The sequence below is a fragment of the Bradyrhizobium sp. CCBAU 53340 genome, from assembly GCF_015291645.1.
In the GTDB taxonomy this organism is placed as follows: Bacteria; Pseudomonadota; Alphaproteobacteria; order Rhizobiales; family Xanthobacteraceae; genus Bradyrhizobium.
The window spans coordinates 7,074,164-7,090,698 of sequence record NZ_CP030055.1; the positions used below are offsets into that span (position 1 = coordinate 7,074,164).

Consider the following 16,535-nt stretch of genomic DNA (forward strand, 5'->3'; position numbering starts at 1 on the left):
GCTCAACTGTCTCCACAATCACCGCTGTCGTCCCCGCGAAGGCGGGGACGACAGAGTGCGCGTGGCTGGCACTCTCGCCTCCAACTCGCAGTGCTACTCCAGCCCCTGCACGGCCGGCATCTCCTGCGTCGGCAGGATCGTGACGGTCGGCTTGGCCTGGCCGACGGTCGACGCGGCATCCGCGGGTTTCGCCTGCACGGCGGCCGTCTGCTGTGTGGGTTGAGCCTGAGGGGCCTGCTCGGCGGGCTTGGCAGCCGCCACCGGCGTCTCGGCGCGGTGCGGAGCCGCCTTGGGCAGCGGGACGGTGCGGCTGGCGACATGCGGGATTGGGGCCGGCGGGCGCGGCGGGACGCTGCGGACCATGGTCGGCGGCGGCAGCGCGCTTTGCGGCCGGTAAGGTGCCACCTGCGGCTCCTCATAGGTCGGTGCCATGCCAAAGGCGTCGGCGGCCGGCATGAAGCGGATGATCCGGCCATCACGGGCATCGATCACGAGCCGGCCGTCGTCGCCGCGCTCGTCGATCACCGCGATGGTGTAGACGGCGCCGCGCAGGCGCGGGATGCCGAGCGGCGAGAAGCCGTTTTCACGGAGCACCGCGTAGACCTCGGTGGCCGGTAACAGTGCCGGCGCCGGGGCGCGTTCCTCATAGCCGTAGCCGTAACCATAGCGTGGAGGCGGTGGCGCGGCTTCGGGAGGCCCGTAAGGACCGTCGAGATCCGAGACCGCGATCGTGGCCCCGCCGGAAATACCGCTCGCCGGACCTTGTGCCTGGGCAGCGGTTGCAGCCAGCGCCACCGTGGCGGCGGCCACACATTCTGTGAAAAACTTCATGGTCGACACGCTCCTGTCAGGCCCCTCATGGCCTAGCGCTCTTTCGCTTTTGACGGCGTGGCGCAGGTTCCGAAGGGGCGATCCGAAGCTTCATTCGGGATTTCGGCGGGGCTTGGGCCGGATCGGGGCGCGTTTGCTTCAAAACCGGGGCCGCGCAACTTTCGGAAAGCGATTGATTGACTTATCGGGAATCGGGACTTCCGCGCGCTTGTGTGCTAGACAAAAATTTGGCAAGGTGATGGTTAGGACAGGAAGACTGTCTCAATTTTGCTCGCGGTTCCGGCATAGGGATTGCAGCGAAAACCGGTGCTTTCGAGCACCATAAGGCAACAGGCAAAGCCGTTCTCGGGGACGAAGAGCGCCTTGGCCTGAATTTAAGAAAATGCGGCTCGCTAGCGGACGAGCGGTGACCCAGAGGCGGGTGCCGCGGAACGCCCAAGGTGCGCCGAAGATGGCGGTGAGACAGCTTGCCGCATGGAGAGGATTGGAACAATGAACGGGTCGCAATTCGAGCGCGCAAACATCGTGGCAGAAGAGCTGTCGGCGACGGTCGCCTCGAAAACGACCGATCCGATTCAGGAACACAATTCGCGCCCCAAAGCCGAAGGCCTGTACGATCCGAGCCTGGAGAAGGATTCCTGCGGCGTCGGCTTCATCGCCAACATCAAGGGCAAGAAGTCCCACGAGATCGTCTCGGACGCGCTCAGCATCCTCTGCAACCTCGAGCATCGCGGCGCCGTCGGCGCCGACCCGCGCGCCGGTGACGGCGCCGGCATCCTGGTGCAGATCCCGCACGCCTTCTTCAGCCGCAAGGCCAAGGAGAACAAGTTCGAGCTGCCGGCCCCGGGCGAATACGCCATCGGCGCGCTGTTCATGCCGCGCGACACCGCCTGGCGCAACGTCATCAAGAGCATCATCGCCGACCAGATCAAGGCGGAAGGCCTGACGCTGCTCGGCTGGCGCGACGTGCCGACCGACAATTCCTCGCTCGGTGTCACCGTGAAGCCGACCGAGCCCGCCTGCATGCAGGTGTTCATCGGCCGCAACGGCGTCGCCAAGACCGAGGACGAGTTCGAGCGCCGGCTCTACATCCTGCGCAAGTCGATCTCGCAGGCGATCTACCAGCGCCGCGACCGTGGGCTCGCGGGCTATTACCCCTGCTCGATGTCCTGCCGCACGGTGATCTACAAGGGCATGTTCCTCGCCGACCAGCTCGGCAAATACTATCCCGATTTGCACGAGAAGGATTTCGAGAGCGCGCTCGCGCTGGTGCACCAGCGCTTCTCGACCAACACCTTCCCGGCCTGGTCGCTGGCGCATCCCTACCGCATGATCGCGCATAACGGCGAGATCAACACGCTGCGCGGCAACACCAACTGGATGGCGGCGCGCCAGGCCTCGGTGAGCTCCGAGCTGTACGGCAAGGATATCAGCCGGCTGTGGCCTATCTCCTATGAGGGACAGTCGGACACCGCCTGCTTCGACAACGCGCTCGAATTCCTGGTGCAGGGCGGCTACTCGCTGCCGCATGCCGTCATGATGATGATTCCGGAGGCGTGGGCCGGCAATCCCTTGATGGATGAGAAGCGCCGCGCCTTCTACGAATATCACGCCGCGCTGATGGAGCCGTGGGACGGCCCCGCCGCGATCGCCTTCACCGACGGCCGCCAGATCGGCGCCACGCTCGACCGCAACGGATTGCGGCCGGCGCGCTATCTCGTCACCAAGGACGACCGCATCGTGATGGCGTCCGAAATGGGCGTGCTGACCATCCCCGAGGACCAGATCATCACCAAGTGGCGGCTGCAGCCCGGCAAGATGCTGCTGGTCGACCTCGAGCAGGGCCGCCTGATTCCTGACGACGAGATCAAGGCCGAGCTCGCCAGGAGCCATCCCTACAAGGAGTGGCTGGAGCGGACCCAGATCGTGCTGGAAGATCTGCCGAAGGTGCCGACCACGGGCGTGCGCTCGAACTTGTCGCTGCTCGATCGCCAGCAGGCGTTCGGCTACAGCCAGGAAGACATCTCCATCCTGATGACGCCGATGGCGGCCACAGGCGAGGAAGCCGCGGGCTCGATGGGCAACGACACGCCGATCTCGGCGCTGTCGGACAAGGCCAAGCCGCTGTTCACCTACTTCAAGCAGAATTTTGCACAGGTCACCAACCCGCCGATCGACCCGATCCGCGAAGAGCTGGTGATGAGCCTCGTCTCCATCATCGGACCGCGGCCGAACCTGTTCGATCTTCAGGGCCTTGCCACCACCAAGCGTCTGGAAGCGCGCCAGCCGATCCTGACCGACGCCGATCTGGAAAAGATCCGCTCGATCTCCGACGTCGCCGAATCGCACTTCAAGTCGCGCACGCTGGACACCACTTTCCACGCCGGTCTCGGCGCGGCGGGCATGGACCAGGTGCTGGACGAGCTCTGCGCGCGCGCCGAGAGCGCGGTGCGCGAAGGCGTCAACATCATCATCCTGTCCGACCGCATGGTCGGCACCGACCGCGTGCCGATCCCCTCGCTGCTGGCCTGCGCCTCCGTGCATCACCATTTGATCCGCACCGGCCTGCGCACCTCGGTCGGCCTCGTCGTCGAATCCGGCGAGCCGCGCGAAGTGCATCACTTCGCCTGCCTCGCTGGCTACGGCGCCGAAGCGATCAATCCTTATCTCGCGTTCGAGACCATCATCGCGATGAAGGACCGCCTGCCCGGCTCGCTCGACGACTATGAGATCGTCAAGCGCTACATCAAGTCGATCGGCAAGGGCCTCCTCAAGGTGATGTCCAAGATGGGCATCTCGACCTACCAGTCCTATTGCGGCGCGCAGATTTTCGACGCGGTCGGCCTCAAGGCTGATTTCGTCGCAAAATTTTTCGCCGGCACGCATACCCGCGTCGAAGGCGTCGGCCTTGCCGAGATCGCCGAGGAAGCCGTGCGCCGTCACGCCGACGCGTTCGGCGAGGCGCTGGTCTACAAGACCGCGCTCGATGTCGGCGGCGAATATGCCTATCGCAGCCGCGGCGAGGACCATGCCTGGACCGCGGAGTCCGTCGGCCTGCTGCAGCACGCCGCGCGCGGCAATTCGCTGGAGCGCTATCGCGCCTTCGCCAAGATCCTCAACGAGCAGTCGGAGCGCCTCTTGACGCTGCGCGGCCTGTTCCGGATCAAGAACGCGGAGGAAGAGAAGCGCAAGCCGATCCCGCTCGAGCAGGTCGAGCCGGCCAAAGACATCGTCAGGCGCTTCGCCACCGGCGCGATGAGCTTCGGCTCGATCTCGCGCGAGGCGCACACGACGCTCGCGATCGCCATGAACCGGATCGGCGGCAAGTCGAACACCGGCGAAGGCGGCGAGGAAGCCGATCGCTTCAAGCCGATGCCGAACGGCGATTCCATGCGCTCGGCGATCAAGCAGGTCGCCTCGGGCCGCTTCGGCGTCACCACGGAGTATCTCGTCAACTCCGACATGATGCAGATCAAGATGGCGCAGGGTGCCAAGCCCGGCGAAGGCGGCCAGCTGCCCGGCCACAAGGTCGACGCGACCATCGCCAAGGTGCGTCACTCGACCCCGGGCGTCGGCCTGATTTCGCCGCCGCCGCACCACGACATCTATTCGATCGAGGATCTAGCGCAGCTGATCTACGACCTCAAGAACGTCAACCCGACGGGTGACGTCTCGGTCAAGCTGGTCTCCGAAATCGGCGTCGGCACGGTGGCCGCGGGCGTTGCCAAGGCGCGCGCCGACCATGTCACCATTGCAGGCTTCGAGGGCGGCACCGGCGCTTCGCCGCTGACCTCGATCAAGCACGCCGGATCGCCCTGGGAGATCGGCCTCGCCGAAACCCACCAGACGCTGGTGCGCGAGCGGCTGCGTAGCCGCATCGTGGTCCAGGTCGACGGCGGCTTCCGCACCGGCCGTGACGTCGTGATCGGCGCGCTGCTTGGGGCCGACGAGTTCGGCTTTGCCACCGCGCCGCTGATCGCGGCCGGCTGCATCATGATGCGCAAGTGCCATCTCAACACCTGCCCGGTCGGCGTCGCGACCCAGGACCCCGTCCTGCGCAAGCGCTTCACCGGTCAGCCCGAGCACGTGATCAACTACTTCTTCTTCGTCGCGGAGGAAGTCCGCGAGATCATGGCTTCGCTCGGCTTCCGCACCTTCAACGAGATGGTCGGCCAGGTGCAGCTGCTCGACCAGACCAAGCTGGTGGCGCATTGGAAGGCCAAGGGCCTCGATTTCTCGAAGCTGTTCGTCAAGCAGAAGGAAGAGAAGGGCCAGAAGATCTATCACTCGGAGCGCCAGAACCATCATCTGGAGGCCGTGCTCGACCGCTCGCTGATCGAGAAGGCCACGCCCGCGCTCGACCGCGGCGCGCCGGTCAAGATCGAGGCTGCGATCAACAGCACCAACCGCTCCGCCGGTGCCATGCTGTCGGGCGCGGTCGCCAAGATCTACGGCCATGCCGGCCTACCGCATGACACCATCCATGTCGGCCTCAAGGGCACTGCCGGCCAGGCATTCGGCGCCTGGCTCGCCCACGGCGTCACCTTCGACCTCGAGGGCGAGGCCAACGACTATGTCGGCAAGGGTCTGTCGGGCGGCAAGATCATCGTCAAGCCCCCGAAGAACTCCGCCATCGTGCCGGAAGAGAGCATCATCGTCGGCAACACCGTGATGTACGGCGCGATCGAGGGCGAATGCTACTTCCGCGGCGTCGCCGGCGAGCGTTTCGCCGTACGCAACTCGGGCGCGGTCGCCGTCGTCGAAGGCGCGGGCGACCATTGCTGCGAATACATGACCGGCGGTATCGTCGTCGTGCTCGGCAAGACCGGCCGCAACTTCGCGGCCGGCATGTCCGGCGGCATCGCCTACGTCCTCGACGAGACCGGTGATTTCGACAAGCTGTGCAATCTCAGCATGGTCGAGCTCGAGCCGGTGTTGTCGGAAGAGCTGATCAACGCCGGCACCTACCATCACGCCGGCGATCTCGAGGCGCATGGCCGCGTCGACGTGTTCCAGAACCTGCTCGCCTCCGACGTCGAGAGGCTGCACGTCCTGATCACGCGCCATGCGAAAGCGACCGGCTCCAAGCGCGCCGCCGACATCCTTGCCAATTGGAAGGAATGGCTGCCCAAATTCCGCAAGGTGATGCCGGTCGAGTACCGGCGCGCACTGCGCGAAATGGCCGCCAACGCGGACGCCGAGCCGAAAATCGCGATCGGGGCGTAAGGCATCACACCCCGTCATTGCGAGCGAAGCGAAGCACTGGATTGCTTCGTCGCTTCGCTCCTCGCAATGACGAGCAGGAAACAGAACGAATCTAAGCGGCAGGGACTTCGGGTTTAATGGGCAAGATCACGGGTTTTCTCGAAATCGAACGGCACGATCGCAAGTACACCCCGGTCGCCGAGCGCGTGAAGCATTACAACGAGTTCGTGATTCCGCTCTCCGAGAAGGAAACGCGGGACCAGGCCGCACGCTGCATGAATTGCGGCATTCCTTATTGTCACGGCACCGGCTCGGTCGCGCCGGGCACGCCGGGCTGCCCGGTCAACAACCAGATCCCCGACTTCAACGATCTCGTCTACCAGGGCAACTGGGAAGAGGCCTCGCGCAACCTGCACTCGACCAACAATTTCCCCGAGTTCACCGGTCGCATCTGTCCGGCGCCGTGCGAAGCGTCCTGCACGCTGAACATCGACGACAACCCCGTCACCATCAAGACCATCGAATGCGCGATCGTCGACCGCGCCTGGGACAATGGCTGGCTGAAGCCTGAGGTCGCCGCGGTCAAGACCGGCAAGAAGGTCGCGGTGATCGGCTCCGGGCCGGCCGGCATGGCCTGCGCGCAGCAGCTCGCGCGCGCCGGACACGACGTGCATGTCTACGAGAAGTACGCCAAGGCCGGCGGCCTGCTGCGTTACGGCATCCCCGACTTCAAGATGGAGAAGGGCATCATCGACCGCCGCGTCAAGCAGATGGAAGGCGAAGGCGTCACCTTCCACTACAACAGCCATGTCGGCACCGCCGGCAACGTCGATCCGCGCGAGATGCTCAACCAGTATGACGCGATCGCGTTGACGGGCGGCGCCGAAGCCCCGCGCGATTTGCCGATCCCCGGCCGCGAGCTCGACGGCATCCACTATGCGATGGACTTCCTGCCGCAGCAGAACCGCCGCGTCTCCGAGGAGCCGCTGAACGGCGTCAAGGACATCCTCGCCGGCGGCAAGCACGTCGTCGTCATCGGCGGCGGCGACACCGGATCTGACTGCATCGGCACCTCGCTGCGCCAGGGCGCGCTCTCTGTGACCCAGCTCGAGATCATGCCCGCCCCGCCCGAGCGCGAGAACAAGGGCCTGACCTGGCCGAACTGGCCGCTGAAGATGCGCACGTCCTCCAGCCAGGCCGAAGGCGCCATCCGCGAATACGCGGTGCTGACGCAGAAGTTTTCGGCTGAGAACGGCAAGGTCAAGAAGCTGCACTGTGTGCGCGTGGACGACAAGTTCAAGCCGATTGCCGGCACCGAGTTCGAGCTCGATGCCGAGCTGGTCCTGCTCGCGATGGGCTTCGTCCATCCGGTGCACGAGGGCCTCTTGAAGCAGCTCGCGGTCGAGCTCGACCCGCGCGGCAACGTCAAGGCCAACACGCTTGATTACCAGACCTCACGCCCGAACGTATTCTCCGCCGGCGACATGCGCCGTGGCCAGTCGCTGGTGGTCTGGGCCATCCGCGAAGGCCGGCTGTGCGCCCGCTCGATCGACACGTTCCTGATGGGGAAGACGGATCTGCCGCGCTGAGTTCTGCTCCGCTGCCAGATTAATTTAGCAAACGGTGTCATCGCCCGCGAAAGCGGGCGATCCAGTATTCCGAGACAGTTGTGATCTACTGAGAAGCCGCGGCGTACTGGATGCCCCGCCTTCGCGGGGCATGACGGCGGAGTGAGTGGCCGCGAGCGAAGTTCAGTCCAGGACGTGCGGAAAGTGCTGTGCGTCCCACTCGTCAAGTCGGAACAGCACCTTACCGTATTCGAGAAGCTTGTCGTTCGGTCGATAGGGGCGCGTCGAGACCTCAACGTCCGACGCTACTTCACTTGGCATCAAGTGAAAATGGTCATTGCTCTCGCTCAGGGCCTGCAGTTCCTTGACGAGAAGGTCTCGGCCTTCGGGATTAAGCCATAGCTCGAATTCACCGGCCGAATTGATGTCCAAAGTAATTCTAACTGCCATGGCGGCTTCTCCTAATTCTGCAACCTAACCCCCAGCATCACCACCGTCCCCTGCGAGCTCGCTCCCGCGACATTCGAATCCAGGACGTCGTGGCGCAGCGTGCCCTTGATCCAGACATTGCGGTTGAGCTTGTAGATCAGGTTGCCTTCGAGCGAGTAGGTCTTGTCGTTGCGATTCTGGCCCTGGTAGTCGTAGGTGCCGTAGGTGAACTTGACGATCGCTGTTAGCCAGCGGCGGAAGTCGTGATCGACTTCGGCGGCGTAGGTGTGCACCAGCACGCCGGAGGAGCCGGGAATCGTGGTTTCCGCGATCTGCGTATCAGTGTTGAATTTCACCGTCGTCAGCCCGCTGGCGTTCCAGATCAGCGAGCCCGAGGTCAGGAAGCCCGAGAGCTGGCTCAGGCGCGGATCGACATAGGTGCGCGCGGAATAGCCGACCGAGACCTCGCCGGTGAGGATGCGCGAGAACTCGAAGGACGAACCGACCTTGGCATAGCCGCCGGATGAATCGCGCAGATAGCCGTTACGGTCGGCGGCCTGGTCGTGAACGCGGTTGTCGCCTTCGATCTCGACGAACGGCTTGAGGCCCGGCTTCAGCTCGTAGGAGAAGCGCCCGACGCCGCCATACTGGTTGAAGTCGCGATCGTCGTTGCTGGAGGTCGAGCCGTCGGTGAGCTTTGAGTCCGTGTAGGCGGTGCGATCGAAGGTGGCGCCGGCGGCGACCTGGAAACGGTTGAAGGTCTGGTCGAAGCCGACCGTGGTGCCGTAGGTGGCATAAACAGGATATTTCTGCAGGCCGGCCTGCACGTTCGGGCTGCCCGGATTGTCGGTGGCGAGCCGCAGGCGCAGCTGCGAGGTCAGCTTGAGATCGCGATCGACGTCGAACCGGCCGTCGATATGGCCAGTGAAATCGGGGCGGTTGATCTCGACCGGCGACGGCGAGGGAAGCCCGTCGATGGTCGCCGGCATGTTGGTGGTGTAGCCGGAGAAGGAGCCGCGCAGATCGGCGACCAGCGCGTGGCGCTCCCAGTCGGACATCACGAGAAGATCGGGTGCGACGACATAGACCGGCGAGCCGACCGGCTTCTGAAGGCGCGCGGGATTGCTGTCGTAGCCGGCCGAGAGCTCGAGCCCGCCCTTGATCAGAAAGCTGCCGGCGTAATCGCCGACCGCGCCGAACGCATCGTCATCGGCCTTGAGACGGCGGCGCAAGGGCTGGCCGGGGACTGTGCCCGCCATCGCCGGCGGCACCGGCGCCTTGTGCGCGGTCTCCGAAGGTGGCGGTGCGATGCGTGGAGGGCCAAGACTCGTGTCCGGCGTCGCCAGCGGCACCGGCGAGCCCGGACCTGCGGGCTTCCTGGGCTTCGGCTGTCCGGGATAGAGCTTTGGCTGCTGGCGCTTGCGATTGAGCGAGTCGTAGCCGGAGCTGCTCGCGCCATTGGCGGCAGGCAGGCCATAGGTCGGCACCTGGCCGAGGCGCGTCGTCGCCGGCGCATCGCCCTTCCTGCGCGGATCGTCGTTGGGATCCGGGGGCTGCGGGACCGCGTCCGATGGCGGCTGCAGGACACCGGCCGTGCGGCGCATCGGCAGAGCCTCAGGCGAGACGAAGCCGCCGCGGCTGGGATTGAACAGGTCGGGCGTGAGGCTCTGGGCGGCCGCCGGGCCGCTTTCCAGCGCGGTCAGCAGCAGGCATGGCAAAGCGGCGCGGAAGATGTGCGCGCAGCTGCTCCGGCCCCTGCCTGGAGGCGACCCCACGATGGAATAACTCCAACGAAATCAAATACTTTCACGATCGTCCTCGCCGGCTCGCGGGAACCATCGTTAATGGAGTTAAAACAATTATGGTTAATGACCCGTTGAGGGGGTTCGGGCCCGCGTCGCCTCTCGCCCCGGGGCGTGCTAAGCAGGCGGCCAACGGGCCGACGCCCTCCTCCCCTGGACCAGAACATGCCGAGCTCGAAACCGCTGATGACCTCCTCATCCGGCCCCACCCCCGCCAGCGTCGAATCCGCGCTCCGCACGCTGGAGACGGAGAGCGGCGGCATCAACGCACTCGCGGCCGCCTTGCGCGGCCCGCTGGGCGAAGCTTTCGCCAGGGCCGTCGACCTGATCCGCAACGCCAAGGGCCGCGTCATCGTCACCGGCCTTGGCAAGTCCGGCCACATGGCCCGCAAGATCGCAGCGACCCTGGCCTCGACAGGCACGCCGGCTTTCTTCGTTCACACCGCTGAAGCCGCCCATGGCGACCTCGGCATGATCACTACCGACGACGTCATCATGGCGCTGTCCTGGTCCGGCGAGCAGCCGGAGATGAAGACGCTGGTGAACTATTCGGCGCGCTTCGCGATCCCGATGATCGCGGTGACGTCGAACGCGGCCTCCTCTCTGGGTCAGGCCGCCGATATCGTGATCGAGCTGCCGAAGGCGCGCGAGGCCTGCCCACACAATCTAGCGCCGACCACCTCGACCATGATGCAGGTCGCGATCGGCGATGCCATCGCGATTGCGCTGCTCGAAGGCCGCGGCTTCACCGCGCTCGAATTCGCGCATTTCCATCCCGGCGGCAAGCTGGGCGCGATGCTGAAATTCGTCCGCGACTACATGCGCACCGGCGCGGAGATCCCGGTCAAGCCTGAAGGCACCCAGATGTCGGACGCGGTGGTCGAGATGTCGGCCAAGGGTTTGGGCTGCGTCTGCATCGTCAACGAGGCGAACGAGGCCGTCGGCATCATCACCGACGGCGATCTGCGCCGCCACATGCGGCCCGATCTGCTGACGGCGTCGGTTGACGAGATCATGACGAAGCAGCCGAAGACGGTGCCGCCCTCGATGCTCGCGACCGAGATGATCGAGGTGCTGAACACAAGCAAGATTACGACGCTGGTCGTGACCGATGCGGACAAGGTGGTCGGCATCGTGCACCTGCACGATCTGTTGCGGGCGGGCGTGGCTTAAGCTCAGCTCTCCCCACTCGTCATTGCAAGCGTAGCGAAGCAATCCAGAGTGCCTCCCGGGAGACAGCCTGGATTGCTTCGTCGCAAGAGCTCCTCGCAATGACGGCGGCTGGAGCTACCCCGGAAACCGCGCCGCCGTCTCCTCCAGCGGCAGCTTCAGCCCGTTCGCCAGATACGACACCGTGCGGTAGAAGCCGCATAGCAGCATGATCTCGAGGATCTGCGCCTCGTCGTAATGCGCCGACAGGGCGGCGAACTCGGCGTCGGTGAACGTCGCGCGGGTGTGCAGCGCGTCCACGGCCGCGATCAGCGCCTGCTCGGCCGGCGACCAGCAGGTCGACGCCGCATCGCCATCGACCGTCGCGCGAACCTCATCCTCGGTGAGCTTCGCAGCTCCAGCGAAGATCGCGACATGGACACCCCACTCGTATTCGCATCGGTTGAGCGCACAGGTGCGGTCGATGACGATCTCGCGCTGGCGGAGCGACAGCGGCCCGGGATCGAGCAGCCCGCCGGCGCGGAACTTGTCCCAGGCGCGGCTGTGGCCTGCCATCACCCGGAACAGCAGCAGCGGCGGCGCGCCGCGCATGATGCGGTCGAACTTCGCCTGGATCTCCGGGGGATAAGGCGGGGTGAGCGGCGCAATGCGCGGTGTGGCTTGAGACACGGGCCGTCTCCGTTGCTACATTTATCGTAGCACGACGCTACATTATCTGTAGCAAGACGCAAGAGGGGCGCGATGGCGAAACAGGCAGCATCGAGGAAAGTCCGCGGCTCGCGCACCGGGCGGCCGGTCATGGTGCTGCTCGACCTACTCGGCCGCCGTTGGGCCTTGCGGATTCTCTGGGAATTGCGCGGCGAGCCCCTCACCTCGCGCGCCTTGCGCACGGCCTGCGACAAGGCATCGCCGACGGTGCTGCAGACGCGGCTGACGGAGTTGCGCGAGGCGGGGTTTGTGGATCTGGGTGACGGCGGAGGTTATGCGCTGACGCCGCTGGGGCGGGAGCTGTGCGAGATGGTCATGCCGCTGCACCGGTTTGCGGAGAGGTGGAGGAAGTAAGAGCGTTTTCTTACCCTCCCCTGGAGGGGGAGGGTCGATGCGCATGAAGCGAAGCGAAATGCGCAGCGGGGTGGGGTGACAGTCTGTCCCCGATGAACGCTGCCCGAGTGGAGGGATCACCCCACCCCGGCGCTACGCGCCGACCCTCGCCCTCCAGGGGAGGGTAAGAAACTACGCCGCGGCGACCGTCAGGTTCGCACCGTCCACCTGCACCACTCTCACCCGCGTTCCCGCCGGCGTATCCGGGCCCGCGACGCGCCACACCGTGTCGCCGATGCGGACCGTGCCGTTGCCGTCGATGATGGGCTTTTCCAGCGTGAACTCGCGGCCCAAGAGCGCCTCGCTGCGCTTGTTCAGGAAGGGGCTGGCGCTGGCCTCCGGCTTCGGCCGGGCCAGCCGGCGCCACACCGGCACCGCGGCGGCTGCGAACACCGCGAACATCACCAGCTGGATCTGCCAGGAGATGACGGCAGCGAACGAGATCAGGCCAACCAGAAGCGCGGCCAGCCCGAGCCAGAACAGGAACACGCCCGGCACAATCACCTCGAGCGCCATCAGGATGAAGCCGAAGATCAGCCAATTCCAGTTGCCTAGCGATACGAACATGTCGGTCATGACATGACCTCTTTCCATAAGCGCCGACCTTAGCAGAAGGTCACGCGCTATTGCTTACCCCTGGCGCGGCGGTGGGGCCGGCGGCGTTGGGCCGGTCGGCGGCACTGAAGCGGTGCGGCGCGCGGCAGCGGTCGCGGACGCAGCACTTTCGCCAAACGTCGCCTTCGCGATCTCGCCGATGCCGGCGAGCGAGCCGAGCATGCTGGTCGCCTCCATCGGCAGCATGATGATCTTCTGGTTCGGCGCATCCGCGAACTGACCGAATGCCTTGATGTATTTATCGGCGATAAAATAGTTGAGCGCGGCGACGTCGCCCTTGGCGATGGCTTCCGACACGGCCTGCGTCGCTTTGGCCTCGGCTTCGGCCAGACGCTCACGCGCCTCGGCATCGCGGAAGGCGGCTTCGCGACGGCCCTCGGCCTGGAGGATCTGGCCCTGCTTGGCGCCCTCGGCGCGCAGGATCTCCGATTGGCGCTGGCCTTCGGCGGCGAGAATGTCGGCGCGCTTGACGCGCTCGGCCTTCATCTGCCGGCCCATCGCCTCGACGAGGTCGGCCGGTGGCACGATGTCCTTGATCTCGATACGGTTGACCTTGACGCCCCAGGGCGAGACCGCGGCGTCGACGACGCGCAAGAGGCGCTCGTTGATCTCGTCGCGATGCGACAGCACCTGGTCGAGATCCATCGAACCCATCACCGAACGGATGTTGGTCATGGTCAGCACCGTGATGGCCTGCGTCAGATTGGCGACCTCGTAGCTCGCCTTCGCCGCATCGAACACCTGGAAGAAGGCAACACCATCCACCGTCACGGTGGCGTTGTCCTTGGTGATGACCTCCTGCTCGGGGATGTCAATCACCTGCTCCATCATGTTGATCTTGCGCCCGACGCGATCGAAATAGGGCACGATCAGATTGAGCCCGGGGCTCAGCGTCTGCGTGTATTTGCCGAACCGCTCGATGGTCCAGTCATAGCCCTGCGGCACCGTCTTCACGCCGGCAATCAGGGTGATGATGACGAGCAAGACCAGAACAATCGCGAAAATATCGAAACCGCTCATATTTCCTCCAAAGCGGGAAAGAAGCCGGAAAAAAGCCCTTCCCGCGCTGCCATTGGTCGGGATCAGCACCCTACCGGTTCAGCGGTCGCTTTTCACGTCGGCATCCAGGCCATTCTGCACAAGATAAGACGAGAGGGAACGGTCGCGATTATGTATTTGCGAACGGCTCTTGAAAGCGCGAAAGCGCAGACCTAACGGCAAAAGTTGAGGATTCCGCCCTACTCGATGACGTCGTTCGCGATTGCGAGCAGGCCCGGGGAAAGCGTGACGCCAATCGCCTTGGCCGTCTTCAGGTTGACAGCCAGCTCGAACTTGGTGGGGTTCTGGACCGGGAGGTCCGCAGGCAGCGCACCCTTGAGGATACGATCGATATAGCCGGCGGCTCGGCGGAGCTGCTCGGCGCTGTCCGTGCTGTATGACATCAACCCACCCTCATCGACAAAGGCGCGAATGCAGAACACGGCCGGCAAATGCGCCTGCTCGATCGCCGCCAGCAGCGGCGCGCGATTCGCGATGGCGAAGAAATCCGGCAGCACCAGGAAGCCGCCGTCCCTGCGTGAGGCCAGCGCGGCGATCGAAGCGACGTCATGCACCGGCGCGGGCTCGACCGTCACATGCAGCGTCCGCGCAGCGTCTTCGATCGTGCGCAGCATCAGCGGCGCGAATGACGCGGTGGCGGGGTTGTAGACGACGAAGACGCGCGAGACCCTTGGCGTGACCTGCGTCAGCATCTCCAGCCATTTGCCGGCGAGCGGACCATCGTAATCGGTGAAGCCGGTGATGTTGCCGCCGGGACGGGCAAGGTTCTGGACAAAACCCTGGCTGACGGGATCGGTGACCACAGCAAACACGATCGGGATCGTCGTGGTGCGCTGGCGCAGTTCCTCCACCGACGGTGTGCCGATCGCAAGCAGGACGTCCGGCTTGAGTGCGATCAGCTGATCGGCAAGCCGGGCGATGGTCGCGCGGTCGCCGACCCCGCTCCGCCAGTCGATATTGAGATTGTCCTGCTCTTTCCAGCCATGAACGGCGAGCGCCTCGGCCAGATGAGCCTCGCCGATCACATTATCCGCCGCGACGACCGAGAGCACACCGAGCCGGCGGGTCGCAGTCGGTTGCTGCGCCAGCACTGAGGCCGGCCATGCCGCGAGCGTCCCCAGAAGCGCCAGATAGTCGCGGCGGTTCATGGGAGGCGCCATCAGATCCAGCCCTGCAGCTCGCGCAGCACCAGCGTACGGATCACGTCCATGCCGGGGTCGCTGTCATTGAGGCAGGGGATCGCGGAAAAGTGCTCGCCGCCGTTATGCCTGAAGATCTCGGCATTCTCCTGCGCGATCTCCTCCAGGGTCTCCAGGCAATCGGCGGAAAAGCCCGGCGTCACCACCGCGATGCGGCGCACGCCTTCTTTCGCCAGCCGCTCCATCGTCTTGTCGGTGTAGGGCTGCAGCCACTCGTCATTGCCGAAGCGCGACTGGAAGGTCAGCAGCAGCTTTGTCTCATCCATGCCGAGCCGGCGGCGCAGCGCCTCGGTCGTCGCGATGCAATGGCTTTGATACGGATCACCCTTCTCGACATAGGATTTCGGCATGCCGTGGAAGGAGGCAACGATCAGCTCGGGCTTGAACGGCAGCGCTGCCAGATGCGCCTCGATCGAGACGGCGAGCGCCTCGATATAGGCCTCGTCCTCGTAGTAAGGCGGCGTCACCCGCAGCGTCGGCTGGTTGCGCAGGCGGGCGAGCACGCGGAACACCTCGTCGCAAACGGTCGCCGAGGTGGAGGCGGAATATTGCGGATAGAGCGGCACGGCAAGGATACGCTCGCAGCCCTTCGCGATCAGCGCATCAATGCCCGCCTTGATCGAGGGATTGCCGTAGCGCATTGCCCAATCCACCACGACATGCGTGCTGTCACACAGCGCGGATGCGAGCTTGTCGGCTTGCGAGCGCGTGATCGTCTTCAGCGGCGACTCGTTCCGCTCGGTGTTCCAGATCTTCTGATAGTCGAGCGCCTTGGTGCGGGGGCGGCTGCGCAGGATGATGCCGTTCAGCACGACCTTCCAGATCAGGCCCTGGTCCTCGATGACGCGGGCGTCGGACAGGAATTCCTTGAGGTAGACCCGCACGCCCGGAGCATCGGCGGTGTCGGGTGTGCCGAGATTGACCAGCAGCACGCCAACGCGCGGCTGGGCCGATGGCGCTGCCGGTTTCGCTGAAACGATGGGGGCTAAGGTCGTCATGGTCAATTGCGTCGCGCGTTGCTCCGAACTTGTCAAGATGAGCCCGGTTTCGCTAGGGTCCAGCCTAGGGGGAGGGAAGATGACACTCGCGGAATGGTGCGTTCTCGGAGCGCTGCTGCTCTATCTCGTCACGATCGTCTCGATCAAATGGATCCGGTTTCGCGGCTTCGACAATTCCCGGCCGCGCGATCCCGCCTTCTATGAGGATGCCATCGCGCAGCGCGCACTGGGCGCGCACCAGAACGGCATCGAGACCTTTCCGTTCTTCGCCTTCGCGGTCCTGCTCGCCGAATTCCGCGACTCGCCGCAACGCCTGATCGACGAGCTTGCCGTGCTGTTCGTGATCGTCCGGATCGCCTATGTGCTGACCTATCTCGGCAACCGCCCGACCCTGCGCTCGATCCTCTGGAGCATCGGCTTTGCGATCAATCTGGCGATCTTCTTCATGCCGATGTTGAAGCGGTTCTTGCCGGTGTGAAGATGCACGGCTCCCTCCAAATCCGTCATCCTGAGGCGCGAGGTCCACGGTGCAACGCACCGTGGAACGAGCCTCGAAGG

At 64.9% G+C, this 16,535-nt stretch carries 13 protein-coding genes; 5 read left to right on the plus strand and 8 right to left on the minus strand.

The features are described from left to right. Positions 1-93: 93 nt before the first annotated feature. Positions 94-831 (minus strand): hypothetical protein, encoded by a 738-nt coding sequence (locus XH89_RS33525; RefSeq protein ID WP_194464562.1) that lies wholly within the window; start codon positions 829-831, stop codon positions 94-96. Between the two features lie 492 nt (positions 832-1,323). Between XH89_RS33525 and gltB the strand changes: the two genes are divergently transcribed. Further along, positions 1,324-6,057: a glutamate synthase large subunit gene (gene gltB / locus XH89_RS33530; protein WP_194464563.1), complete on the plus strand. Its 4,734-nt coding sequence runs from the start codon at positions 1,324-1,326 to the stop codon at positions 6,055-6,057. 116 nt (positions 6,058-6,173) lie between these two features. Beyond that, a complete protein-coding gene (locus XH89_RS33535; RefSeq protein WP_194464564.1) occupies positions 6,174-7,625 on the plus strand; it encodes a glutamate synthase subunit beta in 1,452 nt (483 codons plus the stop codon). Positions 7,626-7,787: 162 nt separating this feature from the next. On the opposite strand, the gene XH89_RS33540 is transcribed toward XH89_RS33535, so the two are convergent. Both XH89_RS33540 and XH89_RS33545 read right to left on the minus strand, forming a co-directional pair. Then, the gene (locus tag XH89_RS33540; protein WP_194464565.1) at positions 7,788-8,054 is read right to left on the minus strand and encodes a hypothetical protein; all 267 of its coding nucleotides are present in this window, start codon (positions 8,052-8,054) and stop codon (positions 7,788-7,790) included. 11 nt (positions 8,055-8,065) lie between these two features. After that, entirely contained in the window at positions 8,066-9,808 is a 1,743-nt protein-coding gene (locus XH89_RS33545; protein WP_194464566.1) for an outer membrane beta-barrel protein, read from the minus strand. Positions 9,809-10,000: 192 nt separating this feature from the next. Between XH89_RS33545 and XH89_RS33550 the strand changes: the two genes are divergently transcribed. Next, positions 10,001-11,008, plus strand: a complete 1,008-nt coding sequence (locus XH89_RS33550) for an SIS domain-containing protein (RefSeq protein ID WP_194464567.1) — start codon at positions 10,001-10,003, stop codon at positions 11,006-11,008. Between the two features lie 114 nt (positions 11,009-11,122). On the opposite strand, the gene XH89_RS33555 is transcribed toward XH89_RS33550, so the two are convergent. Then, positions 11,123-11,674, minus strand: a complete 552-nt coding sequence (locus XH89_RS33555) for a carboxymuconolactone decarboxylase family protein (protein WP_194464568.1) — start codon at positions 11,672-11,674, stop codon at positions 11,123-11,125. Between the two features lie 72 nt (positions 11,675-11,746). Here XH89_RS33555 and XH89_RS33560 point away from each other — a divergent pair, with 72 nt between their 5' ends. Continuing rightward, entirely contained in the window at positions 11,747-12,067 is a 321-nt protein-coding gene (locus XH89_RS33560; protein WP_194464569.1) for a helix-turn-helix domain-containing protein, read from the plus strand. 171 nt (positions 12,068-12,238) lie between these two features. Here XH89_RS33560 and XH89_RS33565 read toward each other — a convergent pair whose 3' ends face one another. The 4 genes from XH89_RS33565 to hemH form a co-directional block, all read right to left on the minus strand. Next, positions 12,239-12,682: an NfeD family protein gene (locus tag XH89_RS33565; RefSeq protein WP_194464570.1), complete on the minus strand. Its 444-nt coding sequence runs from the start codon at positions 12,680-12,682 to the stop codon at positions 12,239-12,241. 54 nt (positions 12,683-12,736) lie between these two features. Then, a complete protein-coding gene (locus XH89_RS33570) occupies positions 12,737-13,741 on the minus strand; it encodes an SPFH domain-containing protein (protein ID WP_194464571.1) in 1,005 nt (334 codons plus the stop codon). Between the two features lie 218 nt (positions 13,742-13,959). Further along, the gene (locus XH89_RS33575) at positions 13,960-14,928 is read right to left on the minus strand and encodes an ABC transporter substrate-binding protein (RefSeq protein WP_194464572.1); all 969 of its coding nucleotides are present in this window, start codon (positions 14,926-14,928) and stop codon (positions 13,960-13,962) included. 11 nt (positions 14,929-14,939) lie between these two features. Next, a complete protein-coding gene (gene hemH, locus XH89_RS33580) occupies positions 14,940-15,977 on the minus strand; it encodes a ferrochelatase (RefSeq protein WP_194464573.1) in 1,038 nt (345 codons plus the stop codon). Between the two features lie 79 nt (positions 15,978-16,056). Here hemH and XH89_RS33585 point away from each other — a divergent pair, with 79 nt between their 5' ends. Further along, on the plus strand, positions 16,057-16,455 hold the full coding sequence (locus tag XH89_RS33585; protein WP_194464574.1) for an MAPEG family protein: 399 nt from the start codon (positions 16,057-16,059) through the stop codon (positions 16,453-16,455). Positions 16,456-16,535 lie beyond the last annotated feature (80 nt).